Source organism: Neobacillus drentensis (genome assembly GCF_036965425.1).
GTDB lineage: Bacteria > Bacillota > Bacilli > Bacillales > Cytobacillaceae > Neobacillus > Neobacillus drentensis_F.
In genome coordinates, this window is record NZ_JBALPP010000042.1 from 40318 (window position 1) to 64167 (window position 23850).

Genomic DNA, 23850 nt, shown 5'->3' on the forward strand with positions numbered 1-23850 from the left:
TAAAGCGATGAAAACATTAAAACAAACAAAGACTTTTTGGATCTGGATCGCTGCTGCCGTTGTTTTTGCAGTAGTAACACAGTTTTTAATTAACGGAGGTACATTAAACTCCTTCTATGTAAACACACTCTTCTTTATCGGTATTAATATCATTCTTGCGGCTAGTCTTCACTTAATCATTGGGATTACAGGACAGTTTTCAATTGGACATGCTGGCTTCCTTGCCGTAGGTGCCTATGCTTCGGCAATCGTAACAACTAAATTAAGTCTGCCATTCCCGGTCGCTTTAATTGCAGGCGGAATCGTCGCGGCAATTGCCGGATTAGTTATTGGTATCCCTACACTAAGATTAAGAGGCGACTATCTTGCCATTGCAACATTAGGTTTTGGCGAGATTATGAGAATTTTATTTTTAAATATGGATTATGTAGGCGGAGCAAGCGGTATGACCGTTGCCCACCTGATCACATGGCCTTGGCTGTTTGCCTGCGTACTGATTACAATTGTTGTCATCGTTAACTTTACGAATTCTACTCATGGACGAGCGTGTATTTCGGTCAGGGAAAATGAAATTGCCGCAGATGCCATGGGAATCAATACGACTTATTACAAGGTTATGGCTTTTGCTATCGGTGCTTTCTTTGCTGGTATTGCTGGTGCCTTACATGCTCATAACTTTTATATTATCCAGCCGACAAACTTTGGCTTCTTGAAATCCTTTGATATTTTAATTTTCGTCGTGCTTGGCGGTCTTGGCAGTATGTCTGGTGCCGTTATCGCAGCCATACTATTAACGATTATCTCAACTTTCCTTGCCGATTTTCCAGAGGTTCGGATGGTCGTTTACAGCCTTGTGTTAATTGCAATGATGCTTTTCCGTCCACAAGGATTGTTAGGAACAAGAGAAATTACCTCATTCTTCAAGGTTGGTAAGTCTGCTAAGGGAGGTTCTCATGATGCAAGCAAACAAACCGTTGCTTAAAGTAGATAATGTAGGAATCCGATTTGGCGGATTAAGGGCTGTATCAGATGTAAACTTGGAATTAAATCAGGGTGAACTTGTCGGTTTAATTGGCCCAAACGGTGCTGGAAAGACGACATTTTTCAATCTTTTAACAGGTGTCTATATCCCTACTGAGGGAAGCATTTCGCTCGATGGCGAAAAACTAAATGGGCAAGCACCCTATAAAATTACGAAAAAAGGCATCAGCCGTACATTCCAAAATATCCGTTTGTTCAGTGAATTATCGGTATTGGATAATGTAAAGGTAGCCTATCATTCTCATGCAAAACATTCGATCTTGAGCTCAATCTTCCGCCTTCCTTCCCACTTTTCCGGGGAAAAGGAAATGGAAGAAAGAGCGATTGAATTTTTAAAAATCTTTAAACTTGATGAGGTCATGCATGAGAAGGCAAAGAACCTTCCATACGGCCAGCAGCGCCGCTTGGAGATTTCCAGGGCCCTCGCAGCCAATCCAAAGCTGCTTCTGCTAGATGAACCTGCAGCAGGGATGAATCCGCAGGAAACAGAGGAACTTATGAATCTAATTGCCTTGATTCGTGAGCGCTTCTCCTTAACCATTCTCTTGATTGAGCATGATATGCCCCTAGTCATGGGAGTGTGTGAAAGAATTTATGTACTTGACCACGGCCAATTGATTGCCAGCGGTACTCCAGAGGAAATCAGAAATAATCCAAAAGTCATCGAAGCGTACTTAGGCGAGGAGGTCTCTTAAAATGCTAAAAGTCAACGATATAAATGTCTACTACGGAAACATACATGCATTGAAGGGAGTATCCCTCGATATCAACCAAGGTGAGATTGTTACACTGATTGGCGCTAACGGAGCTGGAAAAAGTACACTTTTAAAAACGATTTCCGGCTTATTGAAGCCGAAGAACGGTGAAATTGTTTTTAAAGACGAGCACATTGCTGGCAAGGTTCCGCAATTGATCGTGAAAAGAGGCCTATGTCAGGTACCAGAAGGCCGTCGTGTTTTTTCCAACATGTCGGTTGAAGAGAACCTTGAATTAGGGGCTTACTTGCGTAATGATAAAAAAGGCATCCGTGAAGATTTTGAAAAGGTCTATCAGCTTTTCCCGCGTTTGCATGAACGCCGCAAGCAGCTATCAGGAACTTTATCCGGTGGTGAGCAGCAGATGCTGGCAATGGGCCGTGCGTTAATGGCCAAGCCTCGTCTATTGCTTTTGGATGAACCTTCGATGGGTCTTGCACCTTTATTAGTAAAACAGATTTTTAACATCATCGAAGAGATCAATAAAACAGGTACAACAATCCTGTTGGTCGAACAGAATGCCAACATGGCATTATCAATTGCTGACCGTGCCTATGTCATCGAGACTGGGAAAATTGTTGCCTCTGGCTCGGCTGCAGAACTTAGTGCAAGTGATCAAATTCGAAACGCCTATCTGGGCGGGCATTAAAAAAGGGAATCGGAGTTTTCCGGTCCCTTTTCCTTTTATATTTTCATTTTCCTCCGCTCTGGTTCGAGTTTAAATTGCCGGCGAAGTTTTGGCTGAAGGTGATTTCTAATTTTATTGGCATAATCAACATAGAGCTGCTCTAAGCCTACCAGGGCAAGCGAAAAGAAATTGGCGTAATTTTTCTGGACCTCCCACTTTAGTTCATTTTTGCCGCAGATGCTATAACTGTTTAACTCTTCTATTTCCCGGTAGATTTTTTTGAAGTCATCGCTTTGTTGTTCTTCCGGCAAGGCCAGCAGGTAATCAATCTTTGCGATATAGGCCATCGATTTTTCTATCTTCCACTTAATGTCTTTATACCCTATCAGATCAATCAAATGATATTTTAATTTAAATTCATTTAGTTTTTGTGCGGCTTCATACGTGGCATTGACAATATCATCCCGGGTCATATCTTTTGTTTCATAGCTGAGCATATGCTTCCAGGAAGGCTGGATAATGGCATTGCGATGGTCTTCAAGCGTATGGCAAAGCTTTTTATAGCCATGAATTTCCGGATGCTCAAAAGCTGGGCTGGCAGGGTCAAGGAACGGTGCCGGCGGTGCAACAAAGTAAAAAATCCGCGGGTCCTTGTTACAGGCAAGATGGATCTCTTCACAAAAATCAATGTTTTCAATGGCGCTTTGATACGTTTGCCCTGGAATCCCAACCATAAAGAACAGGTCAATTTTTTTACAGCCATGCCTTAATGCAAAACGAAGCGTATCGATAACTTTATTATTGGAACAGCTGAATTTACCATTATAGTGTCTGATGTTTTCATCATGTGTTTCCAGTGTTATTTCGATGCTGTATTTTGAACAGCTGGCATTAATTTTTCGAAAGAAATCCTCATCTGCATATTGGAAAAGTTCAAACACGATTTCATTTTTCAAATTGAGCTTTTTTAAGCGGTTAAAAAATTCATTTACATAGTCACGGCCGCCTTGTCGAAGATCATGGAGGATAAAAATCGGCGCCCGGCTAAAGCGGGAGATAAATTGAATATCCTCCACAAGCTTGGCTGGTGACCTTAGTGCAAGGGAATGGCGGTTGCAGTTTTGATCATAGGCCTCCCTTGATCCGCCGCAGATCAAGCAGTTTTGCGTACAGCCCCTAGCGGTTAGGAGCGCCGTGTTTGGATTTTCCTCAGTTTCTTTTCCACATCGAACGTTTCATTTATCAGCATGCGATTGGCGATATTGATAATTTTCACTCGCAGCCCATATCTTTCTAAGTAGTCAGCAATACTGGTTAATCCAATCGGATACATTTCGAATACGGGTGACGATGGCACGACATCGCTGATTGGCCCAGCCAGCAGGGGATTTTTTCGAAAGTCAAAAACACTCGGAGCATGCAAAAGCACTAAATCATATTTCATGAAAACCACCTCTCTTGAGTTGTGAATTATTTCACATATTTTCAAAAATATCTATCATCTTGTTTCAGTTTACTATATTACTGTTTTGATAGAGTGACAAACGAGTGACAAAATTTGGGTAATTTTGTTAACGATTGATTTTACTACAAAGGTACTAGTGTAGAATAATCCTTTTAGTAAATGGAAAAAAAGTGTTACCTGTGTGATAATGTTACTAACAAACCTCCACCAGGTTTGTGGGACCCAGTATCGGTTAGTGTGATCATTGTGCCGGTCTGGGCTTTTTTGTGAGGTTAAGAGGTTGGAAATTCAACTGGCCCAAGGGTGTGGTTCAATTTCGATAATTGTTTTTCTTGTATAATTCCTTTACAATAATAATTAACTGAAAATTATGTTATTTGTAACAAAATGAGGAGGTGTTTCATGGCCAATACTGTGATTTTTCATAAAAAGGAACGACTTGCACGGCTCTTTTTGCTGCTAACATCTATTATTGGAACGGGGATTTTCATCCAATTTGGACTGTTAAAATTAACAGCGCCGAAAGAGCCGATGATTTTTGCCCTATTAGTGACTTTCCTTTTTATCGTCGAGTTCTTCCCCCTCCCGATTTGGAAAGGTACCGTTACGATTTCTTTTTCGCTTGTTTACGCCATATTCTTCATAGATGGACTTGCGTTTACCCTTGTATTTTACGGATTGATCGTTGCAGCTGTTAATCTTATTAAAAGACGCCCATTGCGACTTGTCTTTTTTAACCCGGCTCTCTTGGTTATCAGCTTCTTTCTCGCATACATACTATGCATGTCCTTGTTTCCAACCTTACCAATTGCAGACCAATCGAAAGTAGTAAGAGGAACAATCTTTTTTACTCTTCTGATGATTCCTTTTTATTTGGTTAATAACATACTAGTTGATTTTTTGCTTGTAATTCGGCCGCAAACCTATAGTTTTAAGGCATGGAAGCGCAAATCACTGCAGGAATTGAATAGTTTTTTTATTTCGTATGCATATCTCATTCTGTTTCACTTTTTAGGTAACCAAAACAGAGGCGAAATTGACGCCATTTCCTTTTTTTTCTTTTTCTCACCATTGGTTTGCTTTGCCTTGCTAAGCTCGATCATTGCTAATTTGAAAAGGGAAAAAGCTAAAATGAAAGCACTCTTCAGTATTTCCTCGGAATTAAATAAAAAAATTGCTGCTGCCGACTGGATGATTTTTTTAACCGAAAATCTCCAAGAATTTATTGATGTTGATGCCTGGATTTTATGGAAAAGGCAAGGAAACAGCTGGATATTAAAGACCGCCTCCGGACTCCTTAAAAAAGAATGGGCTTTATCTGGGCAAATGGCGGATTCTTTAGATGAATTTAAGCAATTAACGGTCTATCACAATACGAAAAAGGATGCGGGCCCTGTCGGGGGACTTTTTACGGAAGAAGTAGCATCGCTGTTATATGCACCATTGATACTAGAGAACGAACTGGTCGGCATGTTTGTGTTTGGCAGGATCCGCACGAAAAGCTTTGCCGAAGAGGATATACAGTCAGCAGCGACCCTTGCCAATCAGATGGCCGTCTTGATAAAAACAAGGTGGCTGTTTGCCGAGCAGGAAAAACGATTAATATTAGAAGAAAGAAATCGGATTGCCCGTGAAATCCACGACGGGGTTGCCCAGTCGCTTGCCGGGGCAATTATGAATTTAGAGACGGCTCAGCGAAAATTTGCGAAGCTGCCTGAAGACTCCCTCCGCTTAATCAATGGCAGCACGGAAAAGCTGAGGAGAAGCCTTAAGGAGGTCAGGGAATCAATCTATGCGCTCCGGCCTTACCCAACGGAACGTGTCGGTTTGCTTGCGGCTATTTCCACGAAGATTAGAGCAGTGGAGCTGGAAGCAAAAATCCCTATTTCCTTAGAAACGCGGGGACCAGAGTTTCAGTTAAGTCCAATGGTGGAAAAAATTATGTTTGAGATTTGCCGGGAAAGTGTGCAAAATGCAATCAAGCATGCTGGTGCATCCAAATTGGAAATTCTCTTAAGCTATCAAAAAGAGCATGTCTTATTAAAGGTGAAGGATAATGGCAAAGGATTTTCACTTTTCCAGGCCATGATTAAGGCTCGTGAGCACCCGCATTTCGGAATCTTGCATATGAATGAAGCGGCTGAAAAAATCCAGGCCACCCTCCAGGTTGACAGCAAGGAAGGGGCGGGAACAGAAATTACCTTAACGGTACCAAGGATGGGGATTGAAGGGAGTGAATTACGTGATCAAGCTTATGTTAGTCGATGACCATGCCGTCTTACGGGATGGGTTAAAGAATATTTTGGATATGGAAACAGATATTGAGGTGGTCGCGGAAGCTGTAAATGGAAATGATGCCATTGCCAAGGTGAAGGATGAGCAGCCTGACGTCATTTTGATGGATATTAATATCCCGGAGAAAAACGGTATTGAAGCCACAAGTATCATTAAGCAGCTGTATCCATCAGTAAAAATATTAATGCTGACGATGTACGACCATGATGAATACTTTATGTCGGCGATCCGTGAAGGGGCGGATGGCTACCTTCTGAAGGACGCCCCTTCACAGCAGGTGGTTGATGCCATCCGTGCGGTTGCGGGCGGGCAATCGGTGATTCATCCAACGATGACCAAGAAGTTTCTTGCCTTTCAACAGCCAAAAGCGGCAGAGCCTGTTGAGGAGAAAGTGGAAGGTGCCTTGACTGGAAGGGAAAAAGAAGTCCTTCTGTGCCTTGTAAAGGGAATGAATAATAAGGAAATTGCTGGATCCCTTTACATAAGCGACAAAACCGTTAAAATTCATGTGTCAAACATTTTCAAAAAACTCGGTGTCAAAAGCCGTTCCCAGGTCGTCATCTACGCCGTCCAAAACCAGCTCGTCCCATTGACATAAGGTGTCAGGCACCATGTGAAATCTTCACATGGTGCCTGACACCTTTTTTAACCTTTTGGTCTGGTTAATATTACTTTTGTACGAGTTGAAAATAGTACCTTTTCTTTTTTTAATTACTCCCTTTGCTGAATAGTAAGGTGGTCTGAATTTTTAGACAATAGTCCTATCAAATGTAATTTGGAAAAGGGGAATGGATTGTGAAAAGGTGGTTTTCAGGATTACTTGCTTTCTTATTACTATTTTCACTCGTTTTACCAAATCTATCAAAGGCACATGCCTCGGTTACATCTGCAGTTCTTGATAGTAAACTAGTCAAAGCACTTGAAACAGCAACAGACCCCTTACAGGTCATCGTAACCTTTGACGGACAGGGTGCTCCGACAAAGGGCAATTTGGATGTATTGAAAGGCCTTGGAATTGCCAAAGGAATAACGATGAAGGCATTACCGATGGCTGGAATTGTAGCCACAAAGGATCAAATTAATAAGCTGGCTGCTTCACCTGGAGTTAAGTCTATCTATTTAAATCGAAAACTTGAATATTACAATGCTGATGCTACCAATATTACAGGAGTGGATAAGGCCCGCACAGACGCTGCAATGCAAAAGGCAAATGGCGGTCTGCCAATCACAGGCAAGGGTGTCGGAGTTGTGATCAATGACAGCGGTGTCGATGCAACTCATAAAGACCTGCAATTTGGCAGCCATGTTGTTCAAAACGTGATGGCAAGCTTAAATTTAAGCAGCCTGGAACCGAGCTTACTTCCCATTACGTATGTTGAAAATGTTCCAAACACTGACACGAATTCTGGCCATGGAACCCATGTTGCCGGGATTGTCGGTGGAACCGGCGCAGCCTCTAACGGAAAATATGAAGGGGTTGCCCCGGGGGCAAACTTAATCGGCTATGGTTCGGGTGTTGCCCTACTGGTACTTGATGGAATTGGAGGTTTCGATTATGCCATTACTCATCAGTCTCAATACAATATTCGTGTGATTACAAACTCTTGGGGCTCTTCCGGCGATTTTGATCCGAATGACCCTATTAATCTAGCAAGTAAAGCGGCCTATGACCGCGGCATTACCGTTTTGTTTGCGGCAGGAAATGAAGGCCCTGGCGAAAATACTCATAATCCATATGCCAAGGCACCATGGGTCATTTCCGTAGCCGCCGGTGAAAAGGATGGCTCACTAGCAGACTTTTCTTCGCGGGGAACTAATGGTGTGGGCGGCACATTTGAACTGGATGGCCGCACATGGACTTGGAAGGATGAGCCAAGTGTTACCGCCCCTGGGGTGGACATTATCTCGACCCGGGCAGTGGCCCCGGTATCTTCCTTAGCGGCAACGGATGACGCCGCGGTGATTGAACCGGCCTATCTCCCATACTATACGGTGATGAGTGGTACTTCCATGGCAACGCCGCATGTTGCCGGGATTGTCGCCCTTCTCCTTGAAGCAAAGCCAACGTTAACGCCGGATGAAATCAAAAAGGTGTTGCAGGATACCGCGACGAATATGCCTGGATATGAATCGTGGGAGGTCGGAAGTGGATATGTTAACGCTTATGCGGCACTCGATGCAGTTCTTTTTGGGAGCACCTACGGAAAGACCGTGAATGCGAATCAAACATTTAATAGCAATGCAGTTGCTTCTGTTGAAAGGTCACCTTTTCAAGTTGACTATAACCCATTGCTGTCAACGTCAAACACCTACTCGTTTGATGTTCCGGCAGGTGTCTCCCAATTGACAGCACGAATTGATGCCTATGGATTACTTGGTCAAACCGGGAACCCGGTCAACCTTATATTAACTGCGCCGGATGGCACAAAGTACAGCTCAGGGATCAGCCTATTGTTTACGCTTTATCCTGACCGTACGGCGACCGTCAATTCACCAATGGCTGGTACATGGCAGGTAAAGATTGACGGTCTGCACTATAATACGGCCAATCCGGTTGGTGTCGGCTTGCCTGAAACGATTCAAGGGACGATATCTGTAGCGAAGGTCAGTGGCTTTTCAGGTTTGAATGATATTGCCGGCAGCCCTGCAGCCTCCGCGATTCAAATGGCGGTAAGTGAACGTTTAGTAGATGGGTATGCGGATGGATCATTTAAGCCGCAGCAAAATCTGCTACGGAAGGATTTAGCCCGGTTTTTGGTAATGGGAGCTGGAATTCGTCAAAGCCAGGCTCCTGCCTTGAAGGATGTTCAGTCAGCTGACGTTCCGTTTGTTAAGGCTGTTACGGCCAATGGGGCTGCCATTCGTGATGGTTTACAGACGCAGGGCGGCGTAATGCTGATGGATTCGGCCGGTAATTTTAATTCAAACGGTGAGGTCAGCCGCTTGGAGCTCGCCTACTCGCTTGTACAAGCGCTTGGTTTAGAAAAACAGGCCAAGGATTTCAGCGGTGATACGGTAACAGTTCTTTATAAGGATGAGCGGATTCCTTTGAAGGATAATGCGTCTATTCCGGCAACGCTTAAAGGTTATGTCCAAACAGCGCTTGACCTCAATATTTTAAATGCCACTTTTGCTGTAAAACAAGGACCTTACGATTTGGTGCCAACTGTCGAGGCCAGCTTTGATCCAGCGAAAAAAGTGACAAGAGGCGGCTATGCGGTTGCCGTAATGCGTTACTTTCAAGCGTGGCTGCAATAATCGTTTTTGGAGGAGAGCTTAACTGTGAGCTCTTCTCTTTTTTTTGATAAAATAGTATTCAAAAAAGAAGGATGATCAAATTGGCACTTGCAAAAACAAATGCAATGCGGATATTGGATGCAAAAAAAATCCAGTATGACATGCTTACATACGACAACAAAGATGGAAAAATTGACGGAGTTTCCGTGGCTGAAAAAATTGGCAAGGATTCGAAAGAGGTCTATAAAACGCTTGTGGCACAGGGAGCAAGCAAAAATATTTATGTTTACGTTATTCCGGTTGCAGAAGAACTAGACTTAAAAAAAGCGGCGAAGGCGGCTGGAGAGAAAAAAGTTGAAATGCTTCCGGTGAAGGATATTCAAAAATGGACGGGTTATATCCGCGGCGGCTGCTCCCCCATCGGCATGAAAAAGGAATATAAGACCTTTATCGATGAAGGCTGCCGCGAGATCCAGACAATTGTTGTGAGTGCCGGAAAAATTGGGATGCAAATCGTCCTCGCCACTGCAACTTTAAAGGAAGTAACAAATGCCGACATTACCGATGTTGTTAAATAATTTCCATAGGCATTCACCTATAAATGGCAAAAGCATAAGATAGGGTGAAATAAACTTAAGCTTTCGTCATAAAAAGGGAGTGTTGAAGAGTGGCAGGTAAAATTAAGAATTATTTTGCCGGCGGTAATACAGCTAGGGGGTTCCACAATCTGTACGATTCAAATCTCCAAGGACTTGACCGGTTATTTATCTTAAAAGGCGGGCCTGGAACAGGTAAATCCTCGCTGATGAAAAAAATTGGCAATGAGTGGGTTGGAAAAGGCTTCGATATCGAGTTTCTCCATTGCTCATCAGATAATAATTCTATTGATGGTGTGATTATTCCAGCGTTGAAGGTGGGAATTGTCGATGGAACCGCACCGCACGTCATTGAACCGAAGGCACCTGGTGCAGTCGAAGAATATATTAACCTTGGTGAGGCTTGGAATGCCAAGGCACTAGCTATTCATAAAAGCACGATATTAAAACTAACAAAGCAAATCAATCAGTCCTTCCATAAGGCCTATGATACGTTCAAGGAAGCCTTGGATATCCATGACGATTGGGAAAAAATTTATATCAACAGCATGGATTTCAAAAAAGCTGATCAATTAACGAACAAATTAATTGATACGTTCTTTGGGAAAATGAAGCTCAGTAAACAATCCGATATCCGTCATCGCTTTTTAGGGGCGGCAACACCAAAAGGCGCCGTTGATTTTGTACCAAATCTAACAGAAGAGATTCCGAAGCGCTATTTTATTAAGGGACGTCCAGGTTCAGGAAAGTCCACCATGCTGAAAAAACTGGCGGCAGCTGCTGAAACGAGAGGCGTTGACACTGAAATTTACCATTGCGGTTTTGACCCTCATAGTTTAGATATGGTTATTTTTAGAGAACTGGGGATCGCTATTTTTGACAGCACTGCACCGCATGAGTATTTCCCGAGCCGCGACGGCGATGAAATCATTGATATGTATGAATTGTTAATTGCTCACGGTACAGATGAAATTTTTGAAGATATCCTCAGTAAAATTGCGGCTAACTATAAAAGCAAAATGCAGGAGGCAACCTCCTATTTGGCGAAGGCAAAAGAGCTGCATGATGAATTAGAAGAAATTTATATTGCAGCCATGGATTTTTCCGTTGTTGAGGGAATTCAGAATGAAATTGCCGAAGAAATAAGAAATTTAGCTGCTGCCACGGTTGAATAGGACTGAGATTTCACCAAATTAGGCCAGTTGCATACATTAGAGGGAATACAAATAGAAGGGGGTTTTGTGCCTTGGATTATTTGAATTATCCTTATGGCTACGGCCTAATACATGGTATTTCTCATGAAGATTATTTGCGTCAGACACAGTTTCAAGGAGGAGGCCAGCATCAACCGTCAGGACCGCCGCCGCAGAGCGGGGTTCAACACATGCCGCCGCACGGGGGTGGCCAACATCAACCACCACACGGGGGATTTCCGCCACCACCGCCGCACGGAGGTGGTCAGCATCAACCACCACACGGGGGATTCCCGCCACCACCACCGCATGGAGGAGGACAGCATGGAGGACCTCCGACTGCCCCGCCGCCGGCTTTTATACCACATGAACAAGCGGGATTATATGCGGTCGACCCAGGCGGCATCCGACCGTGCCTCTACCGTTACACCTATATTTGGTTAAGGAATGGGAAAAACTTCTGGTACTACCCAACCTATGTGGGCAGAACGTCCATCGCCGGTTATCGCTGGCGCGGCTACCACTGGCAATATTATGGAATGGATTTAGACCGAATTCGATCCTTTACCTGCCATTAATTTCAAAAAAATCGGCTTTCAATGGAGAAAGCCGATTTTTTTGCTAGATTTAAGCATGTGGATTTGTCTTGCTTTGCTGGCCTTTATTGCGCTTGTTCCCTTTACTGTTATCGCCGCTTACAAATTCATTGGCAAATTCTGCTTCCGCGTGTCCTGCCTGCGGTGAATTTTGGTTGCCGCTGCCTTTATTAAACTTTTTTGTCAATGCTTTTGCCCCCCTTTCTTTATCCACTTTTAGTTTGGCATTGGTAAATTCGTTTATGCGGAAGGAATTGAAATAAATAGAAAGGGAAAAAAAGTTAAAAAGAGAATAATTCATAATGGAGAGGAGTGAATTTTTTGCAAATAGATTTGTTAACCAATCTTTTCGAAAAAAACCGCAATGAAATAAATGCCGGGCCGATGGAAAGCTATATGAAGGGGCATTTTCCCTTCTTAGGAATTAAGTCTCCCTTGCGTAAAGAGCTTGAAAAGCAATTTTTCAAAGAGAGCGGGATTCTAAAAGAAACATTTAATAGAGATTTTGTCAGCGAGCTTTGGGACAAGCCTGAAAGGGAATATCAATATACAGCCCTTACTTATATAGAAAAATCACTTAATAAGCTGGAAAAACAGGATTTGGAATTTATGAAACGGCTGATTATGACGAAATCATGGTGGGATACCGTGGATGCAATCTCCCCAAAAGCGGTCGGGAAAATCGCTCAGGAATACCCTGAAGTCGTTGAGGAAACGCTAAATGACTGGGCAGAACACGATTATATGTGGCTTCGCCGGGCGGCAATCCTTTTTCAATTAAAATATAAAGAGAAAACGAATGAAGAACTGCTTTATCGGTACATTGAGCTCAATGCTGAAAGCAAAGAATTTTTTATCCAAAAGGCAGTCGGCTGGGCGTTACGGGAATATTCCAAGTCAAATCCCGCATCGGTAAAGGCGTTTATCGAAGGTCACCGGTTAGCACCCTTAAGTGTACGAGAAGGCAGCAAGTATGTAGGCTAAGCCTTCTGGAGGAAAATTGCCAGCCAAACATGTTAGAATGTCTTTATCAAAAAATAGGAGCTGGACATCATGATTAAGTGTATTGCATCAGATATGGATGGAACCTTATTAAACAGTATTCAACAAATCACACCGGAAAATAAAGCGGCCATTTTAAAAGCGCAGGAGCAGGGTGTCGAGTTTGTCGTCGCGACAGGAAGGTCGTATCAGGAGGCAACCTTCGTGTTGGCTGAGTCGGACCTAAAATGCCCGATTATTTGTGTGAACGGGGCCGAGGTACGCTCGAAAGATGGCGAGATTATTTCGGCAAACCCAATTAGCAAGGAATTGGCAAGGGAAGCCGCTGCCACGCTAACGGAGCATGATATTTATTTTGAAGTCTACACAAACCAAGGTACGTTCTCGCTTGATTCGGAAAAAGCGGTTTCGATTCTTGTTGACATTGTGATGAGCGCGAATCCGGAATTGAATCGGGAGGAGATTGTTTATAAGGCAGGGGCACGGGTACGAAATGGTCTAGTTCATGAAGTTGAGGATTACGAGATGATTTTTGCAGATGAAAATCACCAAATTTATAAATTACTGGCGTTTTCTTTTGACGCAGACAGACTTGAAGCGGCTAACAAAGCACTTGCAGCAATTGAAGAATTGGAGATTTCCTCATCAGGCCATGAAAATATTGAAATTACCCATAAAAATGCCCAAAAGGGAATTGCGCTGGAGTCCTTTGTGAAAACAAACGGGATTGATTTATCTGAGACAATGGCGATGGGTGATAATTTGAATGATGTTTCGATGTTCGAACGGGTAGGAAGAGCGGTCGCAATGGGCAATGCCAGCTACTACATAAAGTCACTTTGTGACCATGTAACAGACACCAATGAAGAAAGCGGAGTGGCAAAGGCGATATTAGAAGTTTTGTAGAAGATAAGCGGAATCGTCTTGCCCAGGGGGGCGAGTGTTATCCGCCAATTAAAGCAGCTTATCCGCTAATTGGGTGACGTTATCCGCTAATTGAATTTGCTAGATCTTCAATAAAGTCATAAAAAGGTCACTTTTGGTTGTAAAAGTGACCTGAGACTCGTGCCATTTTAGAGAACTTCAATTTTTAACGAGTTTACCTGGGAAACTAATAGCTCCTCGTAAGCCTTTTGAGCGAGATAGTAGACTTCTTGTTCACCGACATTTGGATTGTCCTTTTTAACCTTTTCAATGACGTCCTTTTGTACCTTTTGAGAAAGAACGATTAATTGGTACTGTTGCTTTTCGGTTGCCCAAAACTTGTCTTCGCCGTACTCTTGGATTAAGCTCTTGGAGGACTCGAATTGATTATATTGATCGCGGGCTTTAGCAACGGCCTGTTCAACTTCAGCACCTGCTGCCTTATGTCCTTTTTCACTGGCCAGCATCGCCATTGCGCGCAAGCGGATAATTTGCGTTAATAATTGGTTTTTATCATCATTGATTTTTTCCTGTGAATCAAGATAGGCCAGTTCCTCCTCTAACTGCTTGCTGGTATATTTTTTCTTGGCCGCCTCGCGGTTAATTTCCAGTTGTAGCTTATTAATAAACTGATAAAAAGCAATGTCATCATTTGTGATCCATCCACCATTAATTTTGGCCACACCTTTAGGCTTTGTGACATTAAGGTTGATGACTTCCTCCGTTTTATCTCCATCATTTTTGAGCGTAAACGTCGCTTCATATTTACCGCCCATTGGCAGCTTCACATTGCCTGAGTAAGTGCCATTTTTCCCTTCTTCTAACTTCACATCATAGGTGCCATGGTCCATATTTGTCATCGATATCTGAGCTGACACATCCAGCCCTTTCACCGCTTTTTTATTCTCGGTTACTTTAATTTCAAACGGCAGAGCTGTGTCCTTTTGGAAATAAAGATCTTTTGTCACTTCGATTTCATATTCAGGCCCTTTGCTGCAGCCGGCCAACATGGCAATCAAAAGCAGCATGGGGAATAGTAGGCGTTTCATCATGACTCATTCCCTCCTAATTGATGAGTTTGTAAAAATTCTTCAACTGTATATTTTTTCATTTTTCCATGATCTAGATAAGCAACGTGTGTGCAGACCTGCTTGATTTCATCGAGATGGTGCGAGGAGAGCAGGATGGTCTTATCGTGAAGATTCCGTAGGACCTCCAAAATTTCCTTTCTTCCCATCGGATCGATACCGCTTGTCGGTTCATCAAGAATCAGAACGCTCGCATCCTGATAGAGGGTGATGGCTAAGCCGAGGCGCTGCAACATTCCTTTTGAGTAGGACTTAACCTGGACATCCCGGTCATCCCAAAGACTTACCGATTTCAAAATCTGTTCCATCCGGCCAAGGTCAGCCTTTTTAAAAACAGCTTCCGCAAAAAACGTCATATTTTCTAGCCCGGTCAGCATCGGATACAGCATAAATTTTTCTGGAAGATAAGCAATGGCCTTTTTCCATACCTGACTTTTTTTCGTGACTTCGATTCCGTTAATCGAAATGGTCCCCTGCTTACCCGGGAGCAGTCCGAGCAGGCTGTTAATAAATGTCGATTTACCGGCCCCGTTTCGGCCGACAAGGGCACAAATTTCATTTTTTTCAATCTCGATTGAATTCGAATTCAATACCGTCTTTTTCCCGAAGGATTGGTTTAAATTTGCCACTTTAATCATTCGTAGCCCTCCTTGCGGTTAAAAACAATCGCAGTACTAAAAGAAACAGCAAGCCAGAAAATCAAATTTCCGAGTAAAAAGAACACGGGCTTCGTCCACATAAACGATTGTAAAAGCCTTGACATATGGCCGAAGGAGTAGACGCCCATGCCGGTTTCTAAAAACATCCTGACTGACTGCAGCGGATTTAAGAAATAAACCGCTGAGAAGAATTTAACATTTTCATACTGAACATCCGGTAAAAAGGATAGCAGAATAAAATCATGCAAGAAGAAATAGTAGAACCAGACAAAAATCGTAATCCCTAAAATTTGCATCCTTGAGCGGCTAATACTGCCAATCGCAGTGCCCATTTGCAAAAACACCAGTGCCATGCAAATAACAGCGATCATAAAAATCAAATAGCTTTTAATATCGAGTTGAAAGCTAAATTTTAATAATAATAGATAGATAAAAAACCAAGTAAGGATCGGAACAAGTACAACGGTATAAAGCCCCAGGCTTTTTCGAGCCAAAAAGCTGGAGTAATTCTCCTTCTTTGTCAGCAGCATAATCAGCGTTTTTTGTTCCTTTTCCTGAAAAATTGAAAAGGCGCCGATAAACAAACACAGGATTGGGATAAAGTAAATCAGCGTATCGAACAAATTGATTAATAGAATATAAAAGCCTTTATCAAATGAAAGGTTGGTCGAGCGGAACAAAATACTAATGCTTAAGAGCACGATAATGCTTAAACTGAGCCACAAGCCTTTACCTCTTATATTTTCCTTCCATTCCTTCCAAATGTAATGCATAGCCTTTGTCTCCCCTTTAGTAAAATCAATACCACAAGCACTCCTAACGCGAAAAATAGAATCGTATGCGGCTTGCCTTTTGCGGCAGCTAGCGGGCGAGGATCCTTAAACATCGTATCCTCATCCTTCAGCGTGGCATTGATTTTTTCATAGATCGAAATTGCTGGACTTTTTAAAAATAAATACGTTAGTTCTTGATCCTCGATTAATTGATATAACGAGGAACGATAGGTGACCGGGAAATCACCGATGCCGTCCTGGTTTAAATCGGTGAGCGGAAACGTGCGTCCCCAATCATTGCCTTTCCCATGCTTGCTCCAGGAATTATGCTCGCCTGTACCGCCAAGGGTTACAGCAGGAATCGTATTTTCAGAGATGTGATTTAACGTGAACGTCTGGTCATTGGAGCTGGCCCACAGCTCAATGCCAATTTGGTTCTGGACGATATGGTTGTTCTTAATGGTGTTTCGCGTTGCCTGATCAATGTAAAGGCCCCGTTGGTTCATATAAAATGTGTTACCCGCTATATAATTATCGTTGGCCTGCAGAAGCATTAAGCCAAATGATTGATTTCCATAGTTAACGATAAATTGATTATCTTCTAATTTAAGATGGTTCGAGTTCATGATGGCGGCTCCGCCGGTGTTCATGGTAAAGGTATTTTTCTTAAAAATATTTTCATCAGAATACATATAGTGCAAGCCATACCGGGTATTGCTTATATTGTTTTCATAGCTTTTATTGTTGTTAGCATAATCGAAGAACATCCCGTCGCGGGCGCCGTCGATCGTATTGTGCTCGAGCAGATTATCATTGGCATAATAAATGTGAAGTCCATTCCCCTGGGCGGCAATTTCGCCTTTGCCCATGCCTTTGATGTTATTATTACGGATGATATTATGGTGTGCCTGACTTAAATAAATGCCGTGAAAGGAATAGCGGATCTTGAGATTCTCCACCACATTATTGTTTGTATAGATCTTGATGCCTGCATATTCTTCAGCCGAATTGCGGTCCATACTGCTGTTGGTCACGATTAGGTGGCTAAGCTTCACCTTTGGAGCTTTAATGGAAATGACATTTCCCGTTCCGTCTCCCTTAATCACGGTATTACTAGAACCCAATATCGTCATACTTTTGTTGATGACGATATTGCCTTCATACGTTTTATCTTCCAGTCTCAATACCGCCCCCTCTTTCATGGAGTCGATAATTGCCTGAAGGTTTTCGGCTGCCATATTTTTCTCAGGTTTCATAAATAAAAAGAGAGAAAAAACTAAAGAGATGAGCGTGAGTTTTTTCATTTTACTTTCGATCCTTCCATAACGGAATTAGTAATAATAGAAACGCCACAATGACGAGATACATTCCAGTTCCAAACAGGCTGGTTGTATGAAAGTTGGCGATCGTATTGTGACCCAAAATCGGCGGGATAAAGGGATCAATTTTAATCGGTGCTTCTGGGCTTAAATTCGTTCCAAATTTTTTCAAGGCGGAGTGGAGATCAAGAACGCCCAGCAGGCCGCCAATGGCAAAAATGCCAATCAATCCATAAAGAACCGGCTTTTTCCGAAGCAGCGCTGTTAATAGAGTAATAGCTGCCAAGCCTCCAATTAAATAAGGCAGATACTGAAGCTCAGGGAAGTTTGCTTCACTAAAGTTGGCCATTCCAATATAGTGATTCAGTCCGTTCACGATATCAATTTGACCCTCAAGCTTATTCGGAAAAACAATGATATTAAGCCCTTCCGGATATTGCGGGGCAATGAACACCATTTTCCACCACGGGAAAAAGAGAGAGCCTGCAATCAAAATGGCTGAAACCGTTAAAATTAAGGAAGAAACCACTGATAACTTTTTACTGGTGCCAATCAAGTTAACCACTCCTAATATAGTGTTAATTAAGGAAAAGGCGAGGGTACCAATTGATCGAATTGATACCCATCACCAATGACTAATTCTTTGGTTTTACTAGGAAGTAACCGGTCATTTCCTGGTGCAGTGCGGAACAGAAGTTTGAACAATAAAGCGGATAAGTTCCAGCCTTTTTCGCCACAAACTCCATTGTATTCGTTTGGCCAGGCTGTACTTCCATGTTCAAGTTATAGCTGTTGATCGCAAATCCGTGGGTAATGTCTTCATCGAAATCGATGTTTGTTAAATGGATGGTGACATGGTCGCCTTCACTAACTTCAATGACATCTGGACGTTTTGCCTTCGCATCAAAGATAAACTTCGAGCGCATGGCAATTCCGTATACATCAACTTGATTGCCATTTCGGACAATGCGGGCGTCAGACTTTTTATAAACCGCGTCTTTGTTCTTTTCATCTTTAGGGTACACGTTAATCGTCTTGATCTTATCGGCTTTAATCATTTGTGCGTAGTGCGGCTCTGGGTTAACCGGAGCAGATTGGATGACCTTCATTTTGCCGCTGATGTCGATTAACTGCATGGACTCAGGGTGTGAAGGACCAACAGATAAGTAGCTGTCTTTCGCAATCTTGTTAAGGGCAACTAGGTATTTACCATCCGGTGATACGGTGTCGCCTTCAGCTGCTACAGAGTGACCTGGAGAGTATTGTACAGGTACACGGTCTAAAGTTTTACCAGTGTTTGGATCCCATTTTACAACTTCAGAAGAGATGAACATCGTTGTATACGCCATGCCTTTGTCATCGAATTGAGTATGAAGCGGTCCAAGAGCGTTTTCTGGGTTAACTTCTCTTTCCATAACAGATTTGTAGTTAAGAATCGGAATACCGTTGCGGTCGCCGGCAAAGTCTTTGTTTTCAATCGCCTTAAATGCTTTTTCAAATGAGAATACAGTCATCGTAGGTGCCAGTTTACCGGAAGCAATGAAGCGTGTGCCGTCTGGCGTTACGTCAACGCCGTGCGGTGACTTCGCAACCGGAATTAAATAGATGCCGCCTTTTTGTTTTTCAGGGAAAATCATTTTTTGGCCGTTAACATCCTCATACTTGCCGTCTTTGACCATTTTCTCAAGCTCTTTCCAGTTAAAAAGAACAATATAGTCGCGGTCTGCTTGTGACGCGTTAATTTCAAGGTTTGTCGTTGATTCTTCGGTATTATAAGTCGTTAATACTGCCCAATCCTTGGAGATTTTTTTACCAGCATCAGAAAGGTCGTAGGACCATGGTGGAAGAGCCACTTGGTAAGCAATATTAAGTTTTTCTTTGTTCTGGTCGAACGTTACGGCAGACATTACACCCCGGTATTTCGTGCTGTAGTCATCCAGTGATTCGTACTTTTGACCAAGCGGTACAGCGAAACGAGTTGGCAGGAACATGTACTCGGTATTTTCGGTAACGAAGGCCGCACAGTGCGGGCCGCTTGTGTTAGGAACCTGAATAATGTCTTTGACTGTGAAGGTTTTTAAATCCATGGCCGCCGCACGGCTGTTACCAACGTCGGTTGCAAACATAAATTTACCGTCATAGTCACCGTTTGTTTCCGAGAAGGCAGGGTGGTGAAGGTCTCCCCATGTATAGTCACCCATTAATTTCTTGGAGTGCTCATCAAAGCCATATCCTGTTGCCGAATCTGGTGAGAAAACAGGAACGGTACGAATTTGGCGCATCGATGGAACACCGTAAATAAACATTTGTCCAGAGTGTCCGCCGGAGGCGAATAGATAATACTCATCTTTTTTGCCAAATGGAACATAAACTTTTTCAGCATCACTTTTGTTGCTTGTGGATGCAGCTTCCGTATTGGTCTTTGCGGAAAAATCAGCAAACGAGATTGTCGCAGCTACAAAGCCGGCAAGTAATCCCGATGCGATTGGAATCCATTTTTTCATTTTCTTACACCACCTTTTGGATTATTTTGCTTCAGATGCTTGCTTAAGAAGATCAAGGACTTGCTTGCGCTCGTCGTCTGTTAATGGGTTTTTGCCGATGACGCCAGACATAACGGCTGAAGTAGGTGCCTTAAGGAATTCTTCAATTGGCTTGCCGTGCTTGCCTTCCACATTTACAAAGGCTTGGGAAAGATCCGGTCCGACGGCACCGCCTTTTAGATTAAGAGCTTCCACGCTGTGACAGCCAAGGCATCCTTTTTTATTTAGGATGTTATCCTCATTTGCCGATGAAGTTTTTGCGGGTTCCTCTTTAGCTTCTGTGGTTGTAGTCGTTGTTTGCTTTGAATCAGCTTGAGCAGTTTGCGGCTGTTTTGCGGAGTCTCCCATGATGACCCCAAAAACAAGGTAGCCTAAACCAAAGCCAAGCAGCGCGCAAATGACAAAATTCATAATGGCTTTATTCATTTTGATTTGACCCTCCTTTTTGTCTAATGAACAACTTTATCCTACTCAAGGAAGGTCCGTTAAATTGTGATGCACCTCACACCTTTTCGGATGTTTTTGAACGTTCTGTGAAAAGGTTTGCAAACCCTAGAGATAACGCGATTTTAAAATATTGAACGATTTGTGAATCTTAAGAATACAGGGGTTTGTGACGTTGGGATGGACATAATGGCAAAACGAGTGACGGGAATTTTTTGAGGCGGAAAAAAGTTATATTGAAGTCTGGAAAAATTATTTTGTTACACATTTATTATTATTAATTGGATAATTCATATTTTGCTAGTAAGACATTTCGAGTGAAAATTCATTACTAAAAGTCCTTATTTATGCAAGGGTTTTATTAATAGTCTAAATTTTTTGTGTTTTTTAAATAATATTGACATTATTCTAATACGATTATAGAATGACACTGTAATATATGAAACGATATACTTCTAATAAAGTTTAGTTGAACTTTTTCTAGTTTGGTTGTAACCGCTTCCAACTTTTGCCTCACACTATGAAACTATGAACAAAGGGTTTACATGCATCTTTTCTTGAAAGCAACAATAAGGAATAAAGGGGAGGTAAAGAAATGGCAAACAAGGAATTGAGCAGGGGTTTAAGTTCACGCCATATTCAAATGATTGCTTTAGGCGGGACGATTGGGGTAGGTCTATTTATGGGATCTTCTAGCACAATAGGCTGGACTGGTCCATCTGTCATGCTCGCCTATGGAATTACAGGAATTTTTCTATATTTGATTATGCGCGCCATGGGTGAGATGCTCTATTTAGAACCAAGTACAGGTTCATTCGCAACATTTGGATATAAGTATATCCATCCAATCGCAGGATATATGACTGCTTGGAGCAACTGGTTCCAATGGGTAGTTGTCGGTATGTCTGAAGTTATCGCAATAGGCGCATATATGCAGTACTGGTATCCAGATCTTCCTGCATGGATTCCGGGACTTATTGCAATGGTTATTCTCGGAACAGCAAACTTTATTTCTGTTAAATCATTTGGTGAATTCGAATTTTGGTTTGCGCTAATTAAAGTAGTTACGATTGTATTGATGATTGTGGCAGGTTTTGGCTTGATTTTCTTTGGCTTTGGCAACGGTGGAGAAGCGATTGGCCTATCAAATCTCTGGAAAAATGGCGGCTTCTTTACTGGAGGCTTAAAAGGTTTCCTTTTTGCACTATCACTTGTTGTTGGTGCTTATCAAGGGGTAGAGCTTATCGGTATTACAGCAGGTGAAGCCAAAGATCCTCGGAAAACATTAAGAAATGCGATTCAGAGTACAATTTGGCGTATTCTTGTATTCTATATCGGTGCTATTTTTGTTATTGTTACTGTTTATCCTTGGGATAAGTTGACTACACTTGGAAGCCCTTTTGTAGCAACTTTTGCAAAAATCGGTATTACAGCTGCAGCTGGAATCATTAACTTTGTTGTAATTACTGCTGCGATGTCAGGCTGTAACAGCGGTATCTACAGCGCAGGGCGCATGCTTTATACTCTTGGAGTCAATGGACAAGCTCCAAAATCGTTTGCGAAGGTTTCAAGCAACGGGGTGCCATTAGTCGGTACAATCGGCGTACTGATTGGCCTTGGTGTTGGCGTAGTGTTAAGCTATCTTGCACCAGAAAAACTGTTTGTGTACGTCTATGCGGCAAGTGTTCTTCCTGGGATGGTTCCTTGGTTTGTCATCCTGATCAGCCACACCAAGTTTAGAAAGGTCCATGCAGACAAAATGGCCAGCCATCCATTTAAAATGCCATTTGCGCCGGTTACTAACTATGTAACTATCGCCTATCTCGTAGCGGTCCTTATCGGTATGTGGTTCAATGAAGATACGCGTGTTTCGTTGATTGCGGGTATTGTCTTCCTGGCTATCGTGGCCATCAGCTATTATGCTTTCGGAATCAACAAACGTGTACCTGCAGATCTTCAAGCAGAGGATTTTACAGATAAGAAAGCAATTTAATTTTTAATATAAGAAACGATAATATAGTAGTTACTTTTATAAATTGGTTTTCTATAGGGTATAGAAAAATAACCATCAAAAATCCCTTCGCAAAAGCGAAGGGATTTCTTCTTTTATTTGGCAAACCTATAAGTCCAAAACCGCTCGTTGTTGATCCATACCATGATTTGCGGATCTTGGTTTTTCAACTTTGCCTCCACATCTTTAAACATCTGCTCAGTCTGGGAGCGGTGCGCCTGAATAGCAGCGAGCTTTTGTTTAGCGACAGGGGTGATGTTGTTGATAATGTCGGCCTCACCAAGCTCCTCGACGCAATTATTTGAAAAAGCGACACAGTGTAACGTTGGCCTTGCTGCGGCAGGCAGCTTTTCAACAGCTCTCACGACAGCCGCACCGGTGGCGTCATGGTCCGGGTGAACGGAATAGCCAGGATAAAAAGTAATGATTAACGAAGGATTCAATTCCTCAATCAAAGCAGACATGGTATTTGTCAGCTTTTCTTCATCCTCAAATTCAATTGTTTTATCACGGAAGCCGAGCATCCTAAGATCCTGAATGCCGAGAACCCTGGCAGCCTCCTGCAGTTCTTTTTTTCTGATTTTAGGAAGGTTTTCCCGATTTGTAAACGGAGGATTCCCCATGTTTCGCCCCATTTCCCCCAGCGTTAAACAAGCATACGTCACCGGGGTTCCATTTTGCACATGTGTGGCAATCGTTCCGGATACTCCAAATGCCTCATCATCAGGGTGAGGGAAAACGACCAGGACTTGACGTTCTTTTTCCATCTTCATTCTCCTTTCCACTTTGCTTAAGCAAATGGTGTAGTACTGATTTCTAGTGCAACGGCGAGCCTTCCTTCATTGTCGTGGCCGGCCATTAAAAGGTGATTTTCTTCATCTATTTCAAAATGTGTGATCCCTTCAGCATAAATCCAGCCGAGGTTAATTTTTAAACCGACCCGGTATGGTCCTTTGCCGGTGATTTTCCCTAATTCATAACGGACAAGGGCGTTCCGGATGTAGGCTCCCGCATTAAAGAAAGATTGATCTTTATGGGATGCATAGGCTCCGTTCGTTGTTTCAAGGTGAATGTAGACATCTTTATTCGCAAAATGATTAATGGCTTCTTGAACCTTTTTAATATCAACTAACTCCAAGGCTAATGTCTCCTTTCCCTTTCGTACCTAATGACTATTTTTCATTAATAATGTATCCATCATACTAAAATCTGTTAAAAAATGCGAAATCTGTGCTTAATAAGAAAGCGCTGTTAGACACGGTTGTTGATTTCCGCTCCAGG

23 protein-coding genes are annotated in these 23850 nt (G+C 42.6%); 11 read left to right on the top strand and 12 right to left on the bottom strand.

Features of this window, described 5'->3' with window-relative positions; translation table 11 throughout:
- Window positions 1-7 precede the first annotated feature (7 nt).
- Genes V7161_RS11505 through V7161_RS11515 form a run of 3 tightly spaced genes read left to right on the top strand, consistent with a single transcriptional unit; the run spans window position 8 to window position 2445 of the window.
- Window positions 8-982 carry a branched-chain amino acid ABC transporter permease gene (locus tag V7161_RS11505; protein ID WP_335445246.1) on the top strand — a complete coding sequence of 325 codons (975 nt, stop codon included), beginning with the start codon at window positions 8-10 and terminating at the stop codon, window positions 980-982.
- Entirely contained in the window at window positions 957-1736 is a 780-nt protein-coding gene (locus V7161_RS11510) for an ABC transporter ATP-binding protein (RefSeq protein ID WP_335445380.1), read from the top strand. Before V7161_RS11505 ends, V7161_RS11510 begins: the two co-directional genes overlap by 26 nt.
- A gap of 1 nt (window position 1737) precedes the next feature.
- Window positions 1738-2445, top strand: a complete 708-nt coding sequence (locus V7161_RS11515) for an ABC transporter ATP-binding protein (RefSeq protein WP_335445247.1) — start codon at window positions 1738-1740, stop codon at window positions 2443-2445.
- 35 nt (window positions 2446-2480) lie between these two features.
- Here V7161_RS11515 and V7161_RS11520 read toward each other — a convergent pair whose 3' ends face one another.
- Together V7161_RS11520 and V7161_RS11525 are read right to left on the bottom strand one after the other, a co-directional pair.
- Window positions 2481-3581: a hypothetical protein gene (locus tag V7161_RS11520; RefSeq protein ID WP_335445248.1), complete on the bottom strand. Its 1101-nt coding sequence runs from the start codon at window positions 3579-3581 to the stop codon at window positions 2481-2483.
- 26 nt (window positions 3582-3607) lie between these two features.
- Window positions 3608-3868, bottom strand: coding sequence for a hypothetical protein (locus tag V7161_RS11525; protein WP_335445249.1), 261 nt, complete (start codon window positions 3866-3868; stop codon window positions 3608-3610).
- A 423-nt stretch (window positions 3869-4291) separates the two neighbouring features.
- On the opposite strand from V7161_RS11525, the gene V7161_RS11530 reads away from it, so the two are divergent.
- The 5 genes from V7161_RS11530 to V7161_RS11550 all read left to right on the top strand — a co-directional run bounded on the left by V7161_RS11530 (window position 4292) and on the right by V7161_RS11550 (window position 11192).
- Window positions 4292-6157 (top strand): GAF domain-containing sensor histidine kinase, encoded by a 1866-nt coding sequence (locus V7161_RS11530; protein WP_335445251.1) that lies wholly within the window; start codon window positions 4292-4294, stop codon window positions 6155-6157.
- On the top strand, window positions 6132-6782 hold the full coding sequence (locus V7161_RS11535) for a response regulator transcription factor (protein ID WP_335445252.1): 651 nt from the start codon (window positions 6132-6134) through the stop codon (window positions 6780-6782). Before V7161_RS11530 ends, V7161_RS11535 begins: the two co-directional genes overlap by 26 nt.
- A gap of 197 nt (window positions 6783-6979) precedes the next feature.
- A complete protein-coding gene (locus tag V7161_RS11540; protein ID WP_335445254.1) occupies window positions 6980-9442 on the top strand; it encodes a S8 family serine peptidase in 2463 nt (820 codons plus the stop codon).
- Window positions 9443-9522: 80 nt separating this feature from the next.
- Window positions 9523-9999 carry a Cys-tRNA(Pro) deacylase gene (gene ybaK, locus V7161_RS11545; RefSeq protein ID WP_335445256.1) on the top strand — a complete coding sequence of 159 codons (477 nt, stop codon included), beginning with the start codon at window positions 9523-9525 and terminating at the stop codon, window positions 9997-9999.
- Between the two features lie 89 nt (window positions 10000-10088).
- Window positions 10089-11192 carry a PRK06851 family protein gene (locus V7161_RS11550; RefSeq protein ID WP_335445257.1) on the top strand — a complete coding sequence of 368 codons (1104 nt, stop codon included), beginning with the start codon at window positions 10089-10091 and terminating at the stop codon, window positions 11190-11192.
- A gap of 645 nt (window positions 11193-11837) precedes the next feature.
- Here the strand turns inward: V7161_RS11550 and V7161_RS11560 are convergent.
- On the bottom strand, window positions 11838-11993 hold the full coding sequence (locus tag V7161_RS11560; RefSeq protein WP_223595268.1) for a hypothetical protein: 156 nt from the start codon (window positions 11991-11993) through the stop codon (window positions 11838-11840).
- Window positions 11994-12127: 134 nt separating this feature from the next.
- Here V7161_RS11560 and V7161_RS11565 point away from each other — a divergent pair, with 134 nt between their 5' ends.
- Entirely contained in the window at window positions 12128-12790 is a 663-nt protein-coding gene (locus tag V7161_RS11565) for a DNA alkylation repair protein (RefSeq protein ID WP_335445259.1), read from the top strand.
- A gap of 69 nt (window positions 12791-12859) precedes the next feature.
- Entirely contained in the window at window positions 12860-13714 is an 855-nt protein-coding gene (locus tag V7161_RS11570) for an HAD family hydrolase (protein ID WP_335445261.1), read from the top strand.
- A gap of 167 nt (window positions 13715-13881) precedes the next feature.
- On the opposite strand, the gene V7161_RS11575 is transcribed toward V7161_RS11570, so the two are convergent.
- The 7 genes from V7161_RS11575 to V7161_RS11605 form a co-directional block, all read right to left on the bottom strand.
- Window positions 13882-14784, bottom strand: a complete 903-nt coding sequence (locus tag V7161_RS11575) for a FixH family protein (RefSeq protein WP_335445262.1) — start codon at window positions 14782-14784, stop codon at window positions 13882-13884.
- Window positions 14781-15458, bottom strand: coding sequence for an ABC transporter ATP-binding protein (locus V7161_RS11580; protein ID WP_335445264.1), 678 nt, complete (start codon window positions 15456-15458; stop codon window positions 14781-14783). Before V7161_RS11580 ends, V7161_RS11575 begins: the two co-directional genes overlap by 4 nt.
- Window positions 15455-16252, bottom strand: a complete 798-nt coding sequence (locus tag V7161_RS11585; RefSeq protein ID WP_335445266.1) for an ABC transporter permease — start codon at window positions 16250-16252, stop codon at window positions 15455-15457. Before V7161_RS11585 ends, V7161_RS11580 begins: the two co-directional genes overlap by 4 nt.
- On the bottom strand, window positions 16216-17556 hold the full coding sequence (gene nosD, locus V7161_RS11590) for a nitrous oxide reductase family maturation protein NosD (RefSeq protein WP_335445268.1): 1341 nt from the start codon (window positions 17554-17556) through the stop codon (window positions 16216-16218). The genes V7161_RS11585 and nosD overlap by 37 nt, the downstream gene beginning before the upstream one ends.
- Before the next feature lies 1 nt (window position 17557).
- Window positions 17558-18127 carry a hypothetical protein gene (locus tag V7161_RS11595; protein WP_335445269.1) on the bottom strand — a complete coding sequence of 190 codons (570 nt, stop codon included), beginning with the start codon at window positions 18125-18127 and terminating at the stop codon, window positions 17558-17560.
- Window positions 18128-18206: 79 nt separating this feature from the next.
- On the bottom strand, window positions 18207-20075 hold the full coding sequence (gene nosZ / locus V7161_RS11600) for a Sec-dependent nitrous-oxide reductase (protein ID WP_335445270.1): 1869 nt from the start codon (window positions 20073-20075) through the stop codon (window positions 18207-18209).
- 21 nt (window positions 20076-20096) lie between these two features.
- Complete coding sequence (locus tag V7161_RS11605) at window positions 20097-20540, bottom strand: cytochrome C (RefSeq protein WP_335445272.1); 444 nt, start codon at window positions 20538-20540, stop codon at window positions 20097-20099.
- A 613-nt stretch (window positions 20541-21153) separates the two neighbouring features.
- Between V7161_RS11605 and V7161_RS11610 the strand changes: the two genes are divergently transcribed.
- On the top strand, window positions 21154-22551 hold the full coding sequence (locus tag V7161_RS11610) for an amino acid permease (protein WP_335445274.1): 1398 nt from the start codon (window positions 21154-21156) through the stop codon (window positions 22549-22551).
- Between the two features lie 113 nt (window positions 22552-22664).
- Here V7161_RS11610 and bshB2 read toward each other — a convergent pair whose 3' ends face one another.
- Both bshB2 and V7161_RS11620 read right to left on the bottom strand, forming a co-directional pair.
- On the bottom strand, window positions 22665-23336 hold the full coding sequence (gene bshB2 / locus V7161_RS11615) for a bacillithiol biosynthesis deacetylase BshB2 (protein WP_335445276.1): 672 nt from the start codon (window positions 23334-23336) through the stop codon (window positions 22665-22667).
- Between the two features lie 23 nt (window positions 23337-23359).
- Window positions 23360-23707 carry a YojF family protein gene (locus tag V7161_RS11620; RefSeq protein ID WP_335445278.1) on the bottom strand — a complete coding sequence of 116 codons (348 nt, stop codon included), beginning with the start codon at window positions 23705-23707 and terminating at the stop codon, window positions 23360-23362.
- Window positions 23708-23850 lie beyond the last annotated feature (143 nt).